Genomic DNA, 15,573 nt, shown 5'->3' on the forward strand with positions numbered 1-15,573 from the left:
AGTTGCGCGCTCGTGCCGCGCTTATTGTGTTGTTGCCGCGTTGGTGCTGTGTTCGCCAGGTTCAACCCGGAAAAGCCCGCTCGATGATCGCCGCATGATCGAAGGTGGCGGGCAGCGTGCCGTACACGCGCCCGCTTTCGCCGCAACCTTCCGCGAGACGGGTGGCGATGAACGCGTCGGCGACGGCGGCGGGCGCGTGCTTGACGAGCAACGTGGCTTGCGCGATCAGCACGATCTGCTGCGCGATGCGCCGCGCCGACGCTTCGCGATGTTCAGCGGGCCCATTGAGCATGGCGGCGAGCTTGCCGAGCGCGGCCCTCAACGCCGGATGCGCGGCGGCGTCCGCTTGCCATTCGGCAAATAGCGCCTGCGCCGCTTCGGGCTCGCGCTCCATCGCGCGCAGCACGTCGAGGCACATCACGTTGCCCGAGCCTTCCCAGATCGAGTTGACGGGCGCTTCGCGATAGAAGCGCGCCATCGGGCCGGTTTCGACATAACCGTTGCCGCCCCAGACTTCCATGGCTTCGCCGGTGAATTCGAGCGTGCGCTTGCACACCCAGTATTTCGACGCCGGCGTGACGATGCGCCGCCACGCGCGCTCGGCAAGCGCGGCCGGCGAGCTTGCCGCAGCGGTTGGCGCGCCCGCGTCGGCGGATGGCTCGAACGCGCGCGCAAGCCGCATGAACAGCACCGTGGCGGCTTCCGATTCGAGCGCGAGATCGGCGAGCACGTTGCGCATCAACGGTTGATCGACGAGATTGCGGCCGAACGCGCTGCGATGGCGCGCGTGATGAATGGCCTGCACGAGCGCCGCGCGCATCAGCGCCGCGCTGCCGATCACGCAATCGAGCCGCGTGTAATTCGCCATTTCGATGATGGTCGGCACGCCGCGTCCTTCGTCGCCGATCATGATGCCGAACGCGTCGAGAAATTCGACTTCGCTGCTCGCGTTCGAGCGGTTGCCGAGCTTGTCTTTCAGACGCTGGATCTGCACCGTGTTCTTGCTGCCGTCGGGCGTGAAGCGCGGCACGAAGAAGCACGACAGACCGACGTGATCGTGCGTGCGCGCGAGCACGAGATGCGCGTCGCATTGCGGCGCCGAGAAAAACCATTTGTGGCCGACCAGTTCGTAAGCGCCGCCGCGGCCGCCGGCGGCAATCGCGCGCGCCTGCGTCTGATTGCTGCGCACGTCCGATCCGCCCTGTTTTTCGGTCATGCCCATGCCGATCATCGCGGACGTTTTTTGCGCGAGCGGCACATCGCGTGGATCGTGCGCGCGCGCAAAGAGCTTGTCGCGCAGCGTGTCGAACAACTGCGGTTCGCGCTGCAACACGGGAATGCTCGCGAACGTCATGGTCAACGGACAAAGCGAGCCGGATTCGATCTGCGCGTGCAGGAAGTAACCGGCGCAGCGCGCGGCCATGGCGCCTCGTCGCGGATCGGAAAACGGCAGCGCGTGCAGACCTTCGCGGCGCAGCAGCGACAACAACGCATGCCACGACGGATGAAACTCCAGCGCGTCGATCCGCTCACCGCGTGGACTGTGCGTGACGAGCTCGGGCGTGTGTCGATTGGCGAGTTCGGCGAGCGCGAGCGTCTCGGGCGTGGTCAGCGCCGCGCCGTGCCGCAACAGCGCCGCGCCGTGCCACGCGGCGCCGTCGCGTTCGAGCGCGGCGGACAGCGCGGCGTCGCTGGAAAGGAGGTTGTAGTTCGCGAGCGGCGGCACCTGATTGGTGACTTCGTGAGTCTGACCAAAGCTATGGCGTTGCATCTGTTGTCTCCATTCGCCGCGGGTTCGCGGCAGGCTCGCCGGCGCGCTTTTCGTGGCGTATTTTGCGCCGCGTTTGGCGCAATGTGTGGCGCCATGCACGCGTCTGCCGGCGGTACGCTGTTTGATCGTTGCGCGTGCGCCGCGCGCGGGAAGCGCGACGCGCGCGGACCGTGTTTGAATGCTGCGCGAGGCCGTCCGGCGGGCCCGCGCGGGACTTTCATCATAGGGGCGCGACGGCGCTTGCGTTTAGAGTAATCGCTCTGACGCAAGACTGCCGCGCCTTAAAAACGCTCCCTACAATGCCGGTGAAACACACGTAGACAAGTGTGCACGAGACAGGGTGCGCGAGTCACGCGGCCCATCAGGAGGAGCGATGGAATACGACTACATCATCGTAGGCGCTGGCTCGGGCGGCTGCACGCTCGCGAGCCGTCTCGCAGACCGCTTCCCCGACGCGACGATCGCGCTGATCGAGGCGGGGCCGCACACGCACCGCAATCTGTTCGTGAACATGCCGGTAGGCGTCGCCGCAGTCGTGCCGTACAAGCTCAAAACGAACTACGGCTATCTCACGACGCCGCAACCGGGCCTGGGCGGCCGGCAAGGCTATCAACCGCGCGGACGCGGCTTCGGCGGATCGAGCGCAATCAACGCGATGATCTACACGCGCGGCCATCCGCTCGATTACGACGAATGGGCGCAACTCGGCTGCGACGGCTGGTCGTGGAGCGAGGTGCTGCCGTACTTCCGGCGCGCCGAGGGCAACGAGCGCGGCGCCGACGCGTGGCACGGCGACAGCGGCCCGCTCACCGTGTCGGACCTGCGCTACCAGAACCCATTTTCCAGGCGTTTCGTGCAGGCGGCGATGGAAGCCGGTCACAAACCGAACAGCGATTTCAACGGCGCCGATCAGGAAGGCATCGGCTTCTATCAGGTGACGCAGCGCGACGGCCGGCGTTGCAGCGTGGCGCGCGCGTACCTCTACGACCGCGAGCGCGCCAACCTGCACACGATCGCCGACGCCACCGTGCTGCGCGTGATTTTCGACGACAAGCGCGCGAGCGGCGTCGAGATCGTGCGCGGCGGGCGTCACGAGACGCTCAGGGCGCGCGCGGAAGTCGTGCTCGCGGCGGGCGCCTTCAACTCGCCGCAACTGCTGATGTGCTCGGGCGTCGGGCCGGCCGCGCATCTGCGCGCGCACGGCATCGAGGTGTTGCACGACGCGCCCGAGGTCGGCCAGAACTTGATCGACCATGTCGATTTCACAATCAACAAGCGCGTGTCGTCGATCGAGCCGACCGGCTTTTCGATTCGCGGCATCGCGCGGATGGCGCCGCAGTTCGTCACCTTCATGCGCCACGGACGCGGCATGCTGTCGAGCAACGTCGCCGAAGCGGGCGGCTTTCTGAAGAGCCAGCCGACGCTCGCGCGGCCGGATCTGCAACTGCACTTCTGCGCGGCGCTCGTCGACGATCACAACCGCCATATGCATTGGGGCCACGGCTATTCGCTGCACGTGTGCGTGCTGCGGCCCTTCAGTCGCGGCGCCGTGACGCTCGCGAGCGCGGATGCCCGCACGGCGCCAGTCATCGATCCGCGTTTTCTCAGCGATTCGCGCGATCTCGATCTGCTGGTCGAAGGCGTGCAGATGGCGCGGCGCATTCTCGACGCGCCGTCGCTCGCGCTGCATGGCGGGCGCGAGTTGTATACGCGTGCCGGGCAGTCCGGCGCGGAGTTGCGGCGGACCATCGCCGAACACGCCGACACGATCTATCACCCGGTCGCGACCTGCCGGATGGGCGGCGACGCGCGTTCGGTCGTCGATCCGCAATTGCGCGTGCGCGGCGTGACCGGACTGCGGATCGTCGACGCCTCGGTGATGCCGACGCTGATCGGCGGCAATACGAATGCGCCCACGGTGATGATCGGCGAGCGCGCGGCCGAACTGATCGCGGCGAGCCGCCACGAAGCGAAAGCCGATGCGCCGTCTTTCGGTGCTAAATATGAGAAAAATCAGACGAACGTCGTCTAAATCGTCATAAATTGTGCCATTCGTTTTATGAGACTTCCCGGTACCTATAATCGCGACGCTTAAGGAAGGTACACGCAGCGGCGCGTCAGGTGGCGAGTCCCGGAACTCAAGGAAGCGAAGGCATGAGCATCGATTTGATTCACGCGATTCAGTCGGGGTTGACCGACGAAGTGGTGGGGCAGTTGGGAACGCGCATCGGCTTGCCGCCGCAAGCGGCGCGCGCGGTGATCAGCACTGCGGCGCCCGCGCTGCTCGCCGGTCTCATGCAGAAGGCGGCTACGCTGGAAGGCGCCCGGTCGTTGTTCGCCACTGTCGTTTCGCCGCAGGTAAACGGAAAAATCGGCGAAGAGTTGCCGCACCTGACCAGCAGCACGGGCGGCGTGAGCGAACTGGAAAATGCGGGGCGCCGTTTGCTCGAAGGGTCGCTCGACCGCCGCGCCGACACGCTCAGCGACGAGGTCGCGGCCCAAACCGGTGTCCCGGCGCACGCCACGCATGCCCTCACGGGCATTGTCGGCGCGACCCTGCTGGGCGTGCTCAAGCAGCACTTGTTCAGGAGCCGGAGCAGCGTCGGCCAGTTGCCCGCGTTGCTGGGCCAGCAGATGCCGCTCATCGCGCCGTATCTGAACGACCGCCTGCTGGCCTCGCTCGGCCTGGGCAGTGCGGCCACTTTCGCCGGCAGCGTGCTGGCGCAACTGAGGGCGGTGTCCGCTCATATCGAACATCCCACGCCGACGGCGACGCCCACGCCGGAGGTCACAGCCGCCGTTCAGGTGCCGGCCGACGCCGTGGTGCGCGAAGAGCGCCGCGCGCACGGGTGGCTGTGGTGGCCGCTGCTCGCGATCATGGCGCTCGCGGCGGCGCTGGTTTATCTGTTTCCGGGCGGCTTCTCCAAGCCGCAGCGGGCCGGCCGCGCGGAAGCGGGGCAGGCCGTGGAACATGCCGTCGCGCCGCAGGCGGCGTGGGCGCCAGCCGGGGCTTCTCGTCCACTGGCAGCCGAAGTCGCGGCGAGCGAAGTCGCGGCGAGCGAAGTCGCGGCGTCCATGCGGGCGACCGTCGCGGCTTCGGCGCCCACGGCTGCGTCCAGCGAAGCCGGAGAAGCGCCTCAGCCGGCCGCAGCCGCCGCGCCGGCCAAAAACTCCCAGCTAACGTTCACAGTCGGCGAAAGCGGCAGGCCGACGCTTACCGCCACGCTGGGCAGCGAGGCGGAAAAGACGCAACTCGTCGACGAACTGACGAAGCGCCTCGGCCCCTACAATTTCAACGCGAATGTCACCGTCGATCCGGCGACGAAGCCCGCCGATTGGCTGTCTCGCCTCGACGGTCTGCTGCCGCTGATGAGCGTGCCGGGCGCCGAGGTGAAACTCGACGGCACGCATATCGAACTGAGCGGCGCCGCCGCCAACGCAAAGCTCGGCTGGCTGAACACGCTGAAATCGCTGTTCGGCGCTTCATACGAGATCGGGACGTTCGACGTGCAGCGGGCCGTTGAAGAAGCCACGGCGAACTTCCGCGGCGCGATTCAGGCGCTGCTGGCGCCGGACGCGACCTGCGTGGCAGCCGACGTCGCCAAGGTGCTGAACCTGCAAGTGATCAATTTTGCGAACGCGAGCGCCCGTGTGCCGGCGTCGGCGGCGGAAGACCTCAACCAGTCGGCGCGCGTGCTGCACGCGTGCGCGCGTAACGGCCGGCCAGCGAAGCTCGAAGTGGCGGGCTACTCGGACAACGTCGGCGGCGAGCAGGCGAACCTGCAACTGTCGAAGCACCGCGCGGAAGCGGTCCGCTCGTATCTCGTCAGAACCGGTGTTCCCGCGGACTCGCTGAGCGCTCAAGGTTATGGCGAGGCTCGTCCGATCGCGAGTAACGGCACCGCAGGCGGACGCTTCGCGAATCGTCGCATCGAGTTCGTCACGCAGCAGTAAGCGTGGGCGTTTGCGGAGCCGGAGCGGATCGTTATTCCGCGCCCGGCGTCTGGATCGGCGCGGCGATGCCCGTCAGGCCAAGCATGAGGTCGTCGCCGGCGCGGCCGGGAAGCGTTTCGCGGGCCACCTCCAGCCAGGCGCGCGCCGCGTGCGACAGATAGCCGTCACGACGCCAGCCGATCGCCATTTCCCAGGGAATATCTGGCTCGACAACCGGCCGGCAGGTGAATTGCGCGGCATCGAGCCGCCGGCAATACGGCGCCGGCAGCAGCGCAATGCCAACGCCGGCCAGCACCAGCGCCGCCATGAAGTCCCAATGTCCGCTGCGCCCGACAATGGTCGGCGCAAAACCGGCTGCGCGGCAGGCATTCAGCACGACGTCGTTGAGCGCGAGGCTTTCGCCGTAGAACACGAACGGCTCGTTGGCGAGTTGAGCCAGCGGCACCTCGCGCAGATCGTCCCAGCGCGAGCCAGTGCGCGCGACGAGCCACAGCATCTGGCGCGTAATGGGCAGCACGTCGATGTTGTCGGGATCGACCGGCTGAAGCACGCCGCCAAGCTCCAGTTCGCCGTTGATCAGCGCGGCCTCAATGGCGCGCGAGCCCTGCTCGAACAGCTTCAGTTCGATTTTCGGATAGCGCTGGCGGAACACGGCGATGGCGGGCGTGAAAAGCGAGCCGCCCATCGGCGGAATGCCAATGGTGAGTTCGCCGCGGCCAAGCGTGTCGAGGTCGTTCAACTCCGCCTGCAATTGCGCGTGCGCCGCGAGCACATCCTGACCACGCTGGTAGACGATGCGGCCCGCGTCGGTAAGCACCATCTGGCGGCCTTCGCGCAGCAAGAGCGGCGAACCGATTTCGTCTTCGAGCGATTTCACCATCTTGCTGATGGTGGGCTGAGTGACGAACATCTGCTCGGCGGCGACAGTGAAGCTCTGCTGCCGAACGACTTCGACGAAATACCGCAACGCACGCAATTCCACGATCCGGGCTCCGAATTCCATATTGGAATGATTCGCCGGATTGTAAGTCATGCCATTTATGGCGGCGAGGGCGGGCGCGGCGCATTTCGACCCATGACAAGGCGTCCGCTAATTCAAGATGGGCGCGGCGTGGAGCGCGCTAACATCGGCGGCTATTTTTCGGGCAATCGCTGCCGATTTTTATTCACTTTCATCCATGACGCCCATTTCGATCGTTATCCCGTGCTACAACGGCGCCGCGACGCTCGGCCGCGCGCTCGAGAGCTGCCGGCTTCAGGCGGAAGCGGCGCAGATCATCGTCGTGGACGACGCTTCCTCTGACGCGTCCGCCGAACTCGTCCTCGGCTATGCGCGCGTCGATCCGCGCATCAGGCTGTTGCGCATGCCGTACAACGGCGGCGCGGCGCGGGCGCGCAACTGGGGCGCGATGCACGCGCCGCACGTCCTGCTCGCCTTCCTCGACGCCGACGACGAATACCTGCCCGGCGCGTTGTCGGCGGCCAGCGGCTTTCTCACGCGCCACCCGAAACAGGTGTCGGTGCGGCTCGACGTCGAGTACGTGAATTTTCCCGCCGACATCACCGGCCACGCGGACTTCGCGCTGCACGCGGCGACGCTCAGCAATACGGTGCCGAGCAGTCTCGTCATGCGGCGCGCCGTGTACGCGGCGCTCGGCGGCTTTCCGATGGATGACGCGTTTCGCCGTATCGGCGGCGAGGACGGCGCGTTTTCGTGGGCGCTGCGCGAGTTGTTCGGCAATCCGCGTCTGCACGACGCGCAGCGCGTGCGCATGCATTACCACCCGGGCATTCACGCCGAGCGCTATTTCCGCGTCGCGTTGGGCTGGCAGACGCCGTCTTCCGCCGATGTCGCCGACGCGTTCCACTTTTCGCGACAGTTCGTCGACGCGGCGCGGGCAAACATCGCGCAATTGCGGACCGCGGACATGCCGGCCGACAGTGCGGCGTAGGCCGTGAGCAGGCCGACGCATCCCACGACGCATTGGCCGACGCGCCGTCCAGCGCATGGGCCAAACCAAACCCGATCCCCGCCCCACGCTCATCTCGATTTGCTACAATCGCCGTTCGTCTTCGAGGAGCGTTGCGACGGGTACCGCGAATCAGCATATTCGCCGGCCGCCCGCCAGGCTCGAAGGCTTCAATCGGAGGACCCGGAGGCGCCTGGCGCTGCCCCATCCACCGCATCGAACCGCGCTCACGTCAAATTTCTAGTCAATTTCTTAGAAAGGAGGGCGTGATGAACGCCGCAGTTATCGATTCCCAGAACAAGGATTTCATCGTTGCCGACCTGTCGCTTGCCGACTGGGGTCGCAAGGAACTCACGATTGCCGAGACGGAAATGCCCGGTCTCATGCAAACGCGTGACGAGTACAAGGCGCAGCAGCCGCTGAAGGGCGCGCGCATCGCCGGTTCGCTGCACATGACGATCCAGACCGGCGTGCTGATCGAAACGCTGACCGCACTCGGCGCCGACGTGCGCTGGGCTTCGTGCAACATCTTCTCGACGCAGGATCACGCGGCCGCTGCCATCGCCAGGTCGGGCACGCCGGTGTTCGCGTTCAAGGGCGAGTCGCTCGACGAATACTGGGAATTCTCGCACCGCATTTTCGAATGGCCGAACGGCGAGTTCGCCAACATGATTCTCGACGACGGCGGCGACGCGACGTTGCTGCTGATCCTCGGCTCGAAGGCGGAGAAAGACCGCTCGGTGATCGCCAAGCCGACCAACGAGGAAGAAGTCGCGCTGTACAAGTCGATCGCTTCGCACCTCGACGCGGACCCGACGTGGTACTCCACGCGTCTGTCGCACATCCAGGGCGTGACGGAAGAAACCACGACCGGCGTGCATCGTCTGTATCAGATGGAAAAGGAAGGGCGCCTGCCGTTCCCGGCGATCAACGTCAACGACTCGGTCACCAAATCGAAGTTCGACAACCTGTATGGCTGCCGCGAGTCGCTGGTCGACGGCATCAAGCGCGCGACCGACGTGATGATCGCGGGCAAGATCGCCGTGGTCGCGGGTTACGGCGACGTGGGCAAGGGCTGCGCGCAATCGCTGCGCGGTCTGGGCGCAACCGTGTGGGTCACGGAAATCGATCCGATCTGCGCATTGCAGGCGGCGATGGAAGGCTACCGCGTCGTGACCATGGAATACGCCGCCGACAAGGCCGACATTTTCGTGACGGCCACCGGCAATTACCATGTGATCAACCACGACCACATGAAGGCGATGCGCCACAACGCGATTGTCTGCAACATCGGTCACTTCGACTCGGAAATCGACGTGGCCTCGACGCGTCAATACCAGTGGGACAACATCAAGCCGCAAGTTGACCACATCATTTTCCCGGACGGCAAGCGCGTGATTCTGCTGGCCGAAGGCCGTCTGGTGAATCTGGGTTGTGCGACCGGCCATCCGTCGTTCGTCATGTCGAACTCGTTCACGAACCAGACGCTCGCGCAAATCGAACTGTTCACGCAAGGCGACAAGTACGAGAACCGTGTGTACGTGCTGCCGAAGCATCTGGACGAGAAGGTCGCGCGCCTGCACCTCGCGCGCATCGGCGCACAACTGAGCGTGCTGTCGGACGCGCAGGCTGGCTATATCGGCGTCGACAAGAACGGTCCGTTCAAGCCGAACCACTATCGCTACTAAGCACGCGCCTTCGCGTTCGCCCTCCGCCGCGAGGCGAGGGCGGCTGAATGCATGATGGCTGGACGACAGGCGGCGCGCCAGCGCCGCCTGATTCGCCATGCCTGTTGCCTCATTTCGTTCAATGGACATTCTGCCCGCAAGGAGCTTGACATGACCGTGCTGCTGACCTGGCTGATCAACGCGCTCGCGCTCCTGATCATCACCTATCTCGTTCCGTCGATTCACATCCGCAGTTTCGGCACCGCATTGATCGTCGCGGTGGTGCTCGGACTGATCAACACGATCCTGCGTCCGGTGCTGATTCTGTTGACGTTGCCCGTGACGATTCTCACGCTCGGGCTCTTCATTCTGGTGGTCAACGCGCTGTGTTTCTGGCTGTGCGCGTCGCTGCTGAAGGGCTTTGAAGTGTCGGGGTTCTGGTCGGCGTTCTTCGGCTCGATTCTGTACAGCATCGTTTCGTGGCTGCTGTCCGCGCTTATTTTCGGCAACCGTAGTCTCGGTTGACTTACTGAATCATGAATCCGATCGAACTTTCATTCGAATTCTTCCCGCCGAAGACGCAGGAAGGCGTCGACAAGCTGCGCGCCACCCGCGCGCAACTCGCGTTGCTCAAGCCCAAGTTCGTGTCCGTCACGTTCGGCGCGGGCGGCTCGACACAACAAGGCACGCTCGATACCGTCGTCGATATGGCGAAGGAAGGGCTCGAAGCGGCGCCGCATCTGTCGTGCATCGGCTCGTCGAAAGAGAGCCTGCGCGCGATTCTCAATCAATACCGTGCGCATGGCATTCGCCATATCGTCGCGCTGCGCGGCGATCTGCCGTCCGGCATGGGCGAGGTCGGCGAGTTGCGGTATGCGTCGGAACTGGTGAGCTTTATTCGCGCCGAGTTCGGCGACTGGTTCTGGATCGAGGTGGCCGGCTATCCGGAATATCACCCGCAGTCGCGCTCGCCGCGTCACGATCTGGAAAACTTCGCCCGCAAGGTGAAGGCCGGCGCCAATTCCGCGATCACGCAGTATTTCTTCAACGCGGACGCGTACTTCCGTTTCGTCGACGACGCGCGCAAGCTCGGCGTCGACGTGCCGATCGTGCCCGGCATCATGCCGATCACGAACTTCTCGCAACTCATGCGCTTTTCGGAGATGTGCGGCGCCGAAGTGCCGCGCTGGGTCGCGCGCCGGCTGGAAAGTTTCGGCGATGACCGCGAGTCGATTCGCGCGTTCGGGCTCGACGTGGTGACAAACCTGTGTCAACGCCTGATCGACGCGAAAGTGCCGGGCTTGCACTTCTACACGCTCAATGGCGCGGCGGCGACCAAGGCAATTTGTGAGCGGTTGAACACATAAACCACGCAAAAATGCACTGGCGCAGACAGAAAACCGCGCGGCTTCACGGCCGCGCGGTTTTTTTTCGCCCTTATGCGACGGGCTTTTGACGTCTACGGGATCGCAACAATCGGCGTTTTCCCTATTCTTTGCAACGCGTAAGCCCGCATTGAACAGAGTTTTTGTGCTGTCTATGATCAAAACCGCAGCTGACGTGGCTGCTGTGCGGAGAAAGTGATGACGGTAACCAAGTTGCTTCTTGCGGTTCGCCACACCTGCCTTCCAGCCTTGAGCGCCTGCGCGCTGCTGGCCGCCAGTCTCGCGCCCGGCGCCGCCGGCGCGGCCAGTCTGCCCGACAAAACCATCGTGTTCTGTTCCGAAGGCAGCCCGGCCGGTTTCGACACGGCGCAATACACGACCAGCATCGAATTCAGCGCGGGTTCCTACACGGTCTATAACCGGCTCGTGGAGTTCGCCCACGGCAGCACCGACATCGAACCCGGCCTCGCCGAAAAATGGGACGTGTCGCCCGACGGCCTCAGCTACACGTTCCATTTGCGACACGGCGTGAAATTCCAGACGACGTCGTTCTTCAAGCCCACGCGCGAATTCAATGCCGACGACGTCGTTTTTACCTATGAGCGCATGCTCGATCCGGAGCAGCCGTTCCGCAAGGCGTATTCGGTGCCGTTCCCGTATTTCAACGACCTCGGCCTCGCCAAGAATATTTCGAAGATCGAAAAGCTCGATCCGTACACCGTGCGTTTCACGCTGAAAGAAGTGGATGCGCCGTTCTTGCAGCAGATTGCGATGCCGTTCGCGTCGATTCTGTCGTCGGAATATGGCGATCAACTGTTGAAAGCGGGCAAGGCGTCGGATATCAATCAATATCCGGTCGGCACCGGCCCGTTTATTTTCCGCAGTTATACCAAGGACGACACCATTCGCTTCGACGGTAATCCGGATTACTGGAAGCCGGGCGTCGTGAAAGTCAGCAAGCTGATATTCGCCATTACGGTCGATCCAGCGGTGCGTTTGCAAAAGCTCAAACGCGGCGAATGTCAGGTGATGGCGTATCCGCGGCCTGCTGATATTCCGGCGGTTAAAGCGGACACGTCGCTCGCCATGCCGAATCAGGTGGGTTTCAACCTCGGCTATATCGCCTACAACACCAGCAAGAAACCGCTCGACAATGTATTGGTGCGCCGCGCGCTGGATATGTCGATTAACAAGAAGGCGATTATCGAGTCGGTTTATCAGGGCGCGGGTCAGGCCGCAACGAACCCGATGCCGCCCACCCAGTGGGGCTACGACAAGAATCTGAAAGACGCGCCTTACGACACCGACAAAGCCAAAGCGCTATTGAAACAGGCCGGTTATCCCGACGGCTTCGAGCTGACGCTCTGGGCCATGCCGGTTCAACGGCCCTATAACCCGAATGCGCGCCTCATGGCTGAAATGCTGCAATCCGACTGGGCGAAAATCGGCGTGAAGGTGAAAATTGTTACTTATGAGTGGGGCGAATACATTCGCCGCGCGCACGCCGGCGAGCATGAAGCGATGCTGATTGGCTGGACCGGCGATTATGGCGATCCCGACAACTGGCTCGGCGTTTTGCTCGGCTGCGATGCGGTGAAAGGCAGTAACTTTTCAAAATGGTGCTACAAACCTTACGACGACCAGATCCGCAAAGGCCGCGGCACGACGGATATGGCCGAGCGCACCAAGGCTTACACGGAAGCGCAGGAAATCTTCAAGGATCAGGTGCCGTTCACACCCATTGCCCATTCCACCGTGTATCAGCCCATGAGTAAAAGCGTCACGGGATTCAAGATCGATCCGTTCGGCCCGACGCAATTCATGAACGTCGGGCTCAAATAACCGGCGGCGGGCCGCTACTGCCTGAGCCCCTCTTCGAAAGCCGCATGCCCGGCCCGCGCCGGCTTGCGGCTTTTTTGATGCACAAATCGTTTCCGATCGTCAACCGGGGTGTTTTCCTCCGCTTGTTGGTGCGCACCTTGCTCAAGTAATATCGCGCTACGCCGGCGGGAGCCGGCCACGAACCTGGAGGAAACATGAAGCAAAACAATCTGTTGCGCGCCGCGCGTGTTACGACGCTCGTCGCCGCCACAGCGGCATCGATGCTGGGCGCGAGTATCGCCCGCGCTGAGATTCCGAATAAAACCCTGGTCTACTGCTCAGAAGGCAGCCCCGCGGGTTTCGATCCGGCCCAATACACCACGGGCACGGACTTTACGGCTAATACGTTCACCGTCTACAACCGCCTCGTCGAATTCGAGCGCGGCGGCACCAAGGTCGAACCGGGCCTCGCCGAAAAGTGGGATGTTTCCGCCGACGGCAAAACCTACACGTTCCATCTGCGTCATGGCGTGAAGTTCCAGACCACGTCGTTCTTCAAGCCGACGCGCGAGTTCAACGCGGACGACGTCGTGTTCACGTTCCAGCGCATGCTCGACGCGAACTCGGCCTTTCATAAGGCTTACCCTGTCCAGTTTCCGTACTTCACCGACATGGGCCTCGACAAGCTGATCACTGGCGTGGAAAAGGTCGATCCCTACACGGTCAAATTCACGCTGAAGGAAGTCAACGCGCCGTTCATCCAGAATCTGGCGATGGAATACGCGTCGATCCTGTCCTCCGAATACGGCGATCAACTGATGAAGGCCGGCAAGGCTGCCGACATCAACCAGTTCCCGGTCGGCACGGGTCCGTTCATTTTTCGCAGCTACACGAAAGACGCGACCATCCGTTTCGACGGCAATCCCGATTACTGGAAGCCGAACGCGGTCAAGATTTCGAAGCTGATCTTCTCGATCACGCCGGACGCCGGCGTGCGCGTGCAGAAGATCAAGCGCGACGAATGCCAGGTGATGAGCTATCCGCGTCCGGCCGACATCGCGCCGCTGAAGGCTGAAGCGAACATTGCGATGCCGTCGCAGCCGGGCTTCAACCTGGGCTACCTCGCGTACAACGTGACGCACAAGCCGGTCGACAAGGTCGAAGTGCGTCAGGCGCTCGACATGGCGATCAACAAGAAGGCGATCATCGACTCGGTGTACCAGGGCGCAGGCCAGGCGGCCACGAACCCGATGCCGCCGACGCAATGGTCCTACGACAAGAACCTGAAGAGCGCGTCCTACGATACGGCAAAGGCGAAAGCCCTGCTGGCGAAGGCGGGTTATCCGAACGGCTTCGACATCACGTTGTGGGCCATGCCGGTGCAGCGCGCGTACAACCCGAATGCACGCCTGATGGCCGAAATGATCCAGGCCGACTGGGCCAAGATCGGCGTGAAGGCGAAGATCGTCACGTACGAATGGGGTGAGTACATCAAGCGCGCTCACGCAGGCGAAGACGACACGATGCTGATCGGCTGGACCGGCGACAACGGCGATCCGGACAACTGGCTCGGCACGCTGCTCGGCTGCGAGGCGGTGAACGGCAACAACTTCTCGAAGTGGTGCTACAAGCCGTTCGACGATCTGATCCAGAAGGGCCGCTCGACCTCCGACCAGGGCGCGCGTACCACGGCCTACACGCAGGCGCAGCAGATTTTCGCGCAGCAACTGCCGTTCTCGCCGATCGCTCACTCGACGGTCTACCAGCCTGTCAGCAAGAAGGTGGTGGATATGCGTATCGAGCCGCTCGGCTACGCGCGTTTTGATGGCGTCAGCGTCAAGTAACACGCCGGATATCCTGTCAGGCAAGTCGTAAAATTTGCGCAGTACGCTTTTCGCACGGTTAGAAAACTGGTCGAAATGGTCCGGCGACCGGGGTCACGAGCCCTCGTCGCCGGTTGCGTTTTTTCTTCACCAAGACCATAGGGACGAACCATGTTCCGCTTTGTTTTGCGCCGCATCGGCATGGTGATACCGACGTTCATCGGCATCACGATCCTTGCATTCGCGCTGATTCACCTGATACCGGGCGACCCCATCGAAGTGATGATGGGCGAGCGCGGCGTCGATCCCGCCATGCACGCCGCGGCAATGCACCGGCTGGGACTCGACGAACCTCTGCCGATGCAGTACGTCCATTACATTGGCCGCGCGGTGCACGGCGACCTCGGCACCTCCATCATCACCAACACCAGCGTCATGGGCGAATTTCTTGCCCGCTTCCCGGCCACCGTCGAACTGTCGATCTGCGCGATGCTGTTCGCGCTGATCGTCGGCCTGCCGGCGGGCGTGTTCGCGGCGCTCAGGCGCGGCACGGCGGTCGATCACGGCGTGATGGGCACGGCGCTCACCGGCTATTCGATGCCGATCTTCTGGTGGGGCCTGATCCTCATCATGGTGTTTTCGGTCAAGCTCGGCTGGACGCCGGTGTCCGGCCGCATCGCGGTCGAATACGACATTCCGCACGTGACCGGCTTCATGCTGATCGACGCGATGATGTCCACCGACGAAGGCGCGTTCACATCCGCGCTGAGCCATCTGATCCTGCCCGCCATCGTGCTCGGCACAATTCCGCTCGCGGTGGTCGCGCGCATGACGCGCTCGTCGATGCTCGAAGTGCTGCGCGAGGATTACATCCGTACCGCCCGCGCGAAGGGGTTGTCGCCGGCACGCGTGATCGTCGTGCATGCATTGCGCAATGCGCTGATTCCGGTGGTGACGGTGATCGGCTTGCAGGTCGGCACGCTGCTCGCGGGCGCGGTGCTGACCGAGACGCTCTTTTCGTGGCCGGGTATCGGCAAATGGCTGATCGACGCAATTGGACGACGCGATTATCCGGTGGTGCAGGGCGGCATTCTGATGATCGCCACGCTGGTGATTTTCGTGAACCTCATCGTCGATCTGTTGTACGGCGTGTTGAATCCGCGCATTCGCCATACGAGGTAA

Annotated in this window: 11 protein-coding genes and 1 riboswitch; of the genes, 9 read left to right on the top strand and 2 right to left on the bottom strand. The window is 63.4% G+C overall.

From position 1 onward, the window contains the following. Window positions 1-61: 61 nt before the first annotated feature. On the bottom strand, window positions 62-1,771 hold the full coding sequence (locus VOM14_RS18440) for an isovaleryl-CoA dehydrogenase (protein WP_327630167.1): 1,710 nt from the start codon (window positions 1,769-1,771) through the stop codon (window positions 62-64). A gap of 373 nt (window positions 1,772-2,144) precedes the next feature. Between VOM14_RS18440 and VOM14_RS18445 the strand changes: the two genes are divergently transcribed. Then, window positions 2,145-3,803: a GMC family oxidoreductase gene (locus VOM14_RS18445; protein WP_327630168.1), complete on the top strand. Its 1,659-nt coding sequence runs from the start codon at window positions 2,145-2,147 to the stop codon at window positions 3,801-3,803. A gap of 122 nt (window positions 3,804-3,925) precedes the next feature. Next, entirely contained in the window at window positions 3,926-5,725 is a 1,800-nt protein-coding gene (locus VOM14_RS18450) for an OmpA family protein (protein ID WP_327630169.1), read from the top strand. A gap of 31 nt (window positions 5,726-5,756) precedes the next feature. On the opposite strand, the gene VOM14_RS18455 is transcribed toward VOM14_RS18450, so the two are convergent. Then, entirely contained in the window at window positions 5,757-6,707 is a 951-nt protein-coding gene (locus VOM14_RS18455) for a LysR family transcriptional regulator (protein WP_327630307.1), read from the bottom strand. A 196-nt stretch (window positions 6,708-6,903) separates the two neighbouring features. On the opposite strand from VOM14_RS18455, the gene VOM14_RS18460 reads away from it, so the two are divergent. From VOM14_RS18460 to VOM14_RS18490, 7 genes are all read left to right on the top strand, one after another. Further along, window positions 6,904-7,677, top strand: a complete 774-nt coding sequence (locus VOM14_RS18460; protein ID WP_327630170.1) for a glycosyltransferase family 2 protein — start codon at window positions 6,904-6,906, stop codon at window positions 7,675-7,677. Between the two features lie 117 nt (window positions 7,678-7,794). After that, window positions 7,795-7,931: riboswitch (S-adenosyl-L-homocysteine riboswitch) on the top strand. Between the two features lie 33 nt (window positions 7,932-7,964). Continuing rightward, the gene (ahcY, locus tag VOM14_RS18465) at window positions 7,965-9,383 is read left to right on the top strand and encodes an adenosylhomocysteinase (RefSeq protein ID WP_327630171.1); all 1,419 of its coding nucleotides are present in this window, start codon (window positions 7,965-7,967) and stop codon (window positions 9,381-9,383) included. Window positions 9,384-9,533: 150 nt separating this feature from the next. Continuing rightward, window positions 9,534-9,887: a phage holin family protein gene (locus VOM14_RS18470; protein WP_013340808.1), complete on the top strand. Its 354-nt coding sequence runs from the start codon at window positions 9,534-9,536 to the stop codon at window positions 9,885-9,887. 11 nt (window positions 9,888-9,898) lie between these two features. After that, complete coding sequence (gene metF, locus VOM14_RS18475; RefSeq protein ID WP_327630172.1) at window positions 9,899-10,729, top strand: methylenetetrahydrofolate reductase [NAD(P)H]; 831 nt, start codon at window positions 9,899-9,901, stop codon at window positions 10,727-10,729. A gap of 216 nt (window positions 10,730-10,945) precedes the next feature. Then, entirely contained in the window at window positions 10,946-12,589 is a 1,644-nt protein-coding gene (locus VOM14_RS18480) for an ABC transporter substrate-binding protein (protein WP_327630173.1), read from the top strand. Window positions 12,590-12,783: 194 nt separating this feature from the next. After that, window positions 12,784-14,412: an ABC transporter substrate-binding protein gene (locus VOM14_RS18485; protein WP_327630174.1), complete on the top strand. Its 1,629-nt coding sequence runs from the start codon at window positions 12,784-12,786 to the stop codon at window positions 14,410-14,412. 150 nt (window positions 14,413-14,562) lie between these two features. Next, window positions 14,563-15,573 carry an ABC transporter permease subunit gene (locus VOM14_RS18490; protein WP_327630175.1) on the top strand — a complete coding sequence of 337 codons (1,011 nt, stop codon included), beginning with the start codon at window positions 14,563-14,565 and terminating at the stop codon, window positions 15,571-15,573.

Origin of the sequence: Paraburkholderia sp. MPAMCS5 (genome assembly GCF_036016995.1) — a bacterium.
In the GTDB taxonomy this organism is placed as follows: Bacteria; Pseudomonadota; Gammaproteobacteria; order Burkholderiales; family Burkholderiaceae; genus Paraburkholderia.

Coding starts and splice junctions, on each gene's coding strand:
- VOM14_RS18485 (WP_327630174.1), top strand. CDS start 12,784: ATGAAGCAAAACAATCTGTTGCGCGCCGCGCGTGTTACGACGCTCGTC.
- VOM14_RS18470 (WP_013340808.1), top strand. CDS start 9,534: ATGACCGTGCTGCTGACCTGGCTGATCAACGCGCTCGCGCTCCTGATC.
- VOM14_RS18460 (WP_327630170.1), top strand. CDS start 6,904: ATGACGCCCATTTCGATCGTTATCCCGTGCTACAACGGCGCCGCGACG.
- VOM14_RS18490 (WP_327630175.1), top strand. CDS start 14,563: ATGTTCCGCTTTGTTTTGCGCCGCATCGGCATGGTGATACCGACGTTC.
- metF (WP_327630172.1), top strand. CDS start 9,899: ATGAATCCGATCGAACTTTCATTCGAATTCTTCCCGCCGAAGACGCAG.
- VOM14_RS18445 (WP_327630168.1), top strand. CDS start 2,145: ATGGAATACGACTACATCATCGTAGGCGCTGGCTCGGGCGGCTGCACG.
- VOM14_RS18450 (WP_327630169.1), top strand. CDS start 3,926: ATGAGCATCGATTTGATTCACGCGATTCAGTCGGGGTTGACCGACGAA.
- ahcY (WP_327630171.1), top strand. CDS start 7,965: ATGAACGCCGCAGTTATCGATTCCCAGAACAAGGATTTCATCGTTGCC.
- VOM14_RS18480 (WP_327630173.1), top strand. CDS start 10,946: ATGACGGTAACCAAGTTGCTTCTTGCGGTTCGCCACACCTGCCTTCCA.
- VOM14_RS18440 (WP_327630167.1), bottom strand. CDS start 1,771: ATGCAACGCCATAGCTTTGGTCAGACTCACGAAGTCACCAATCAGGTG.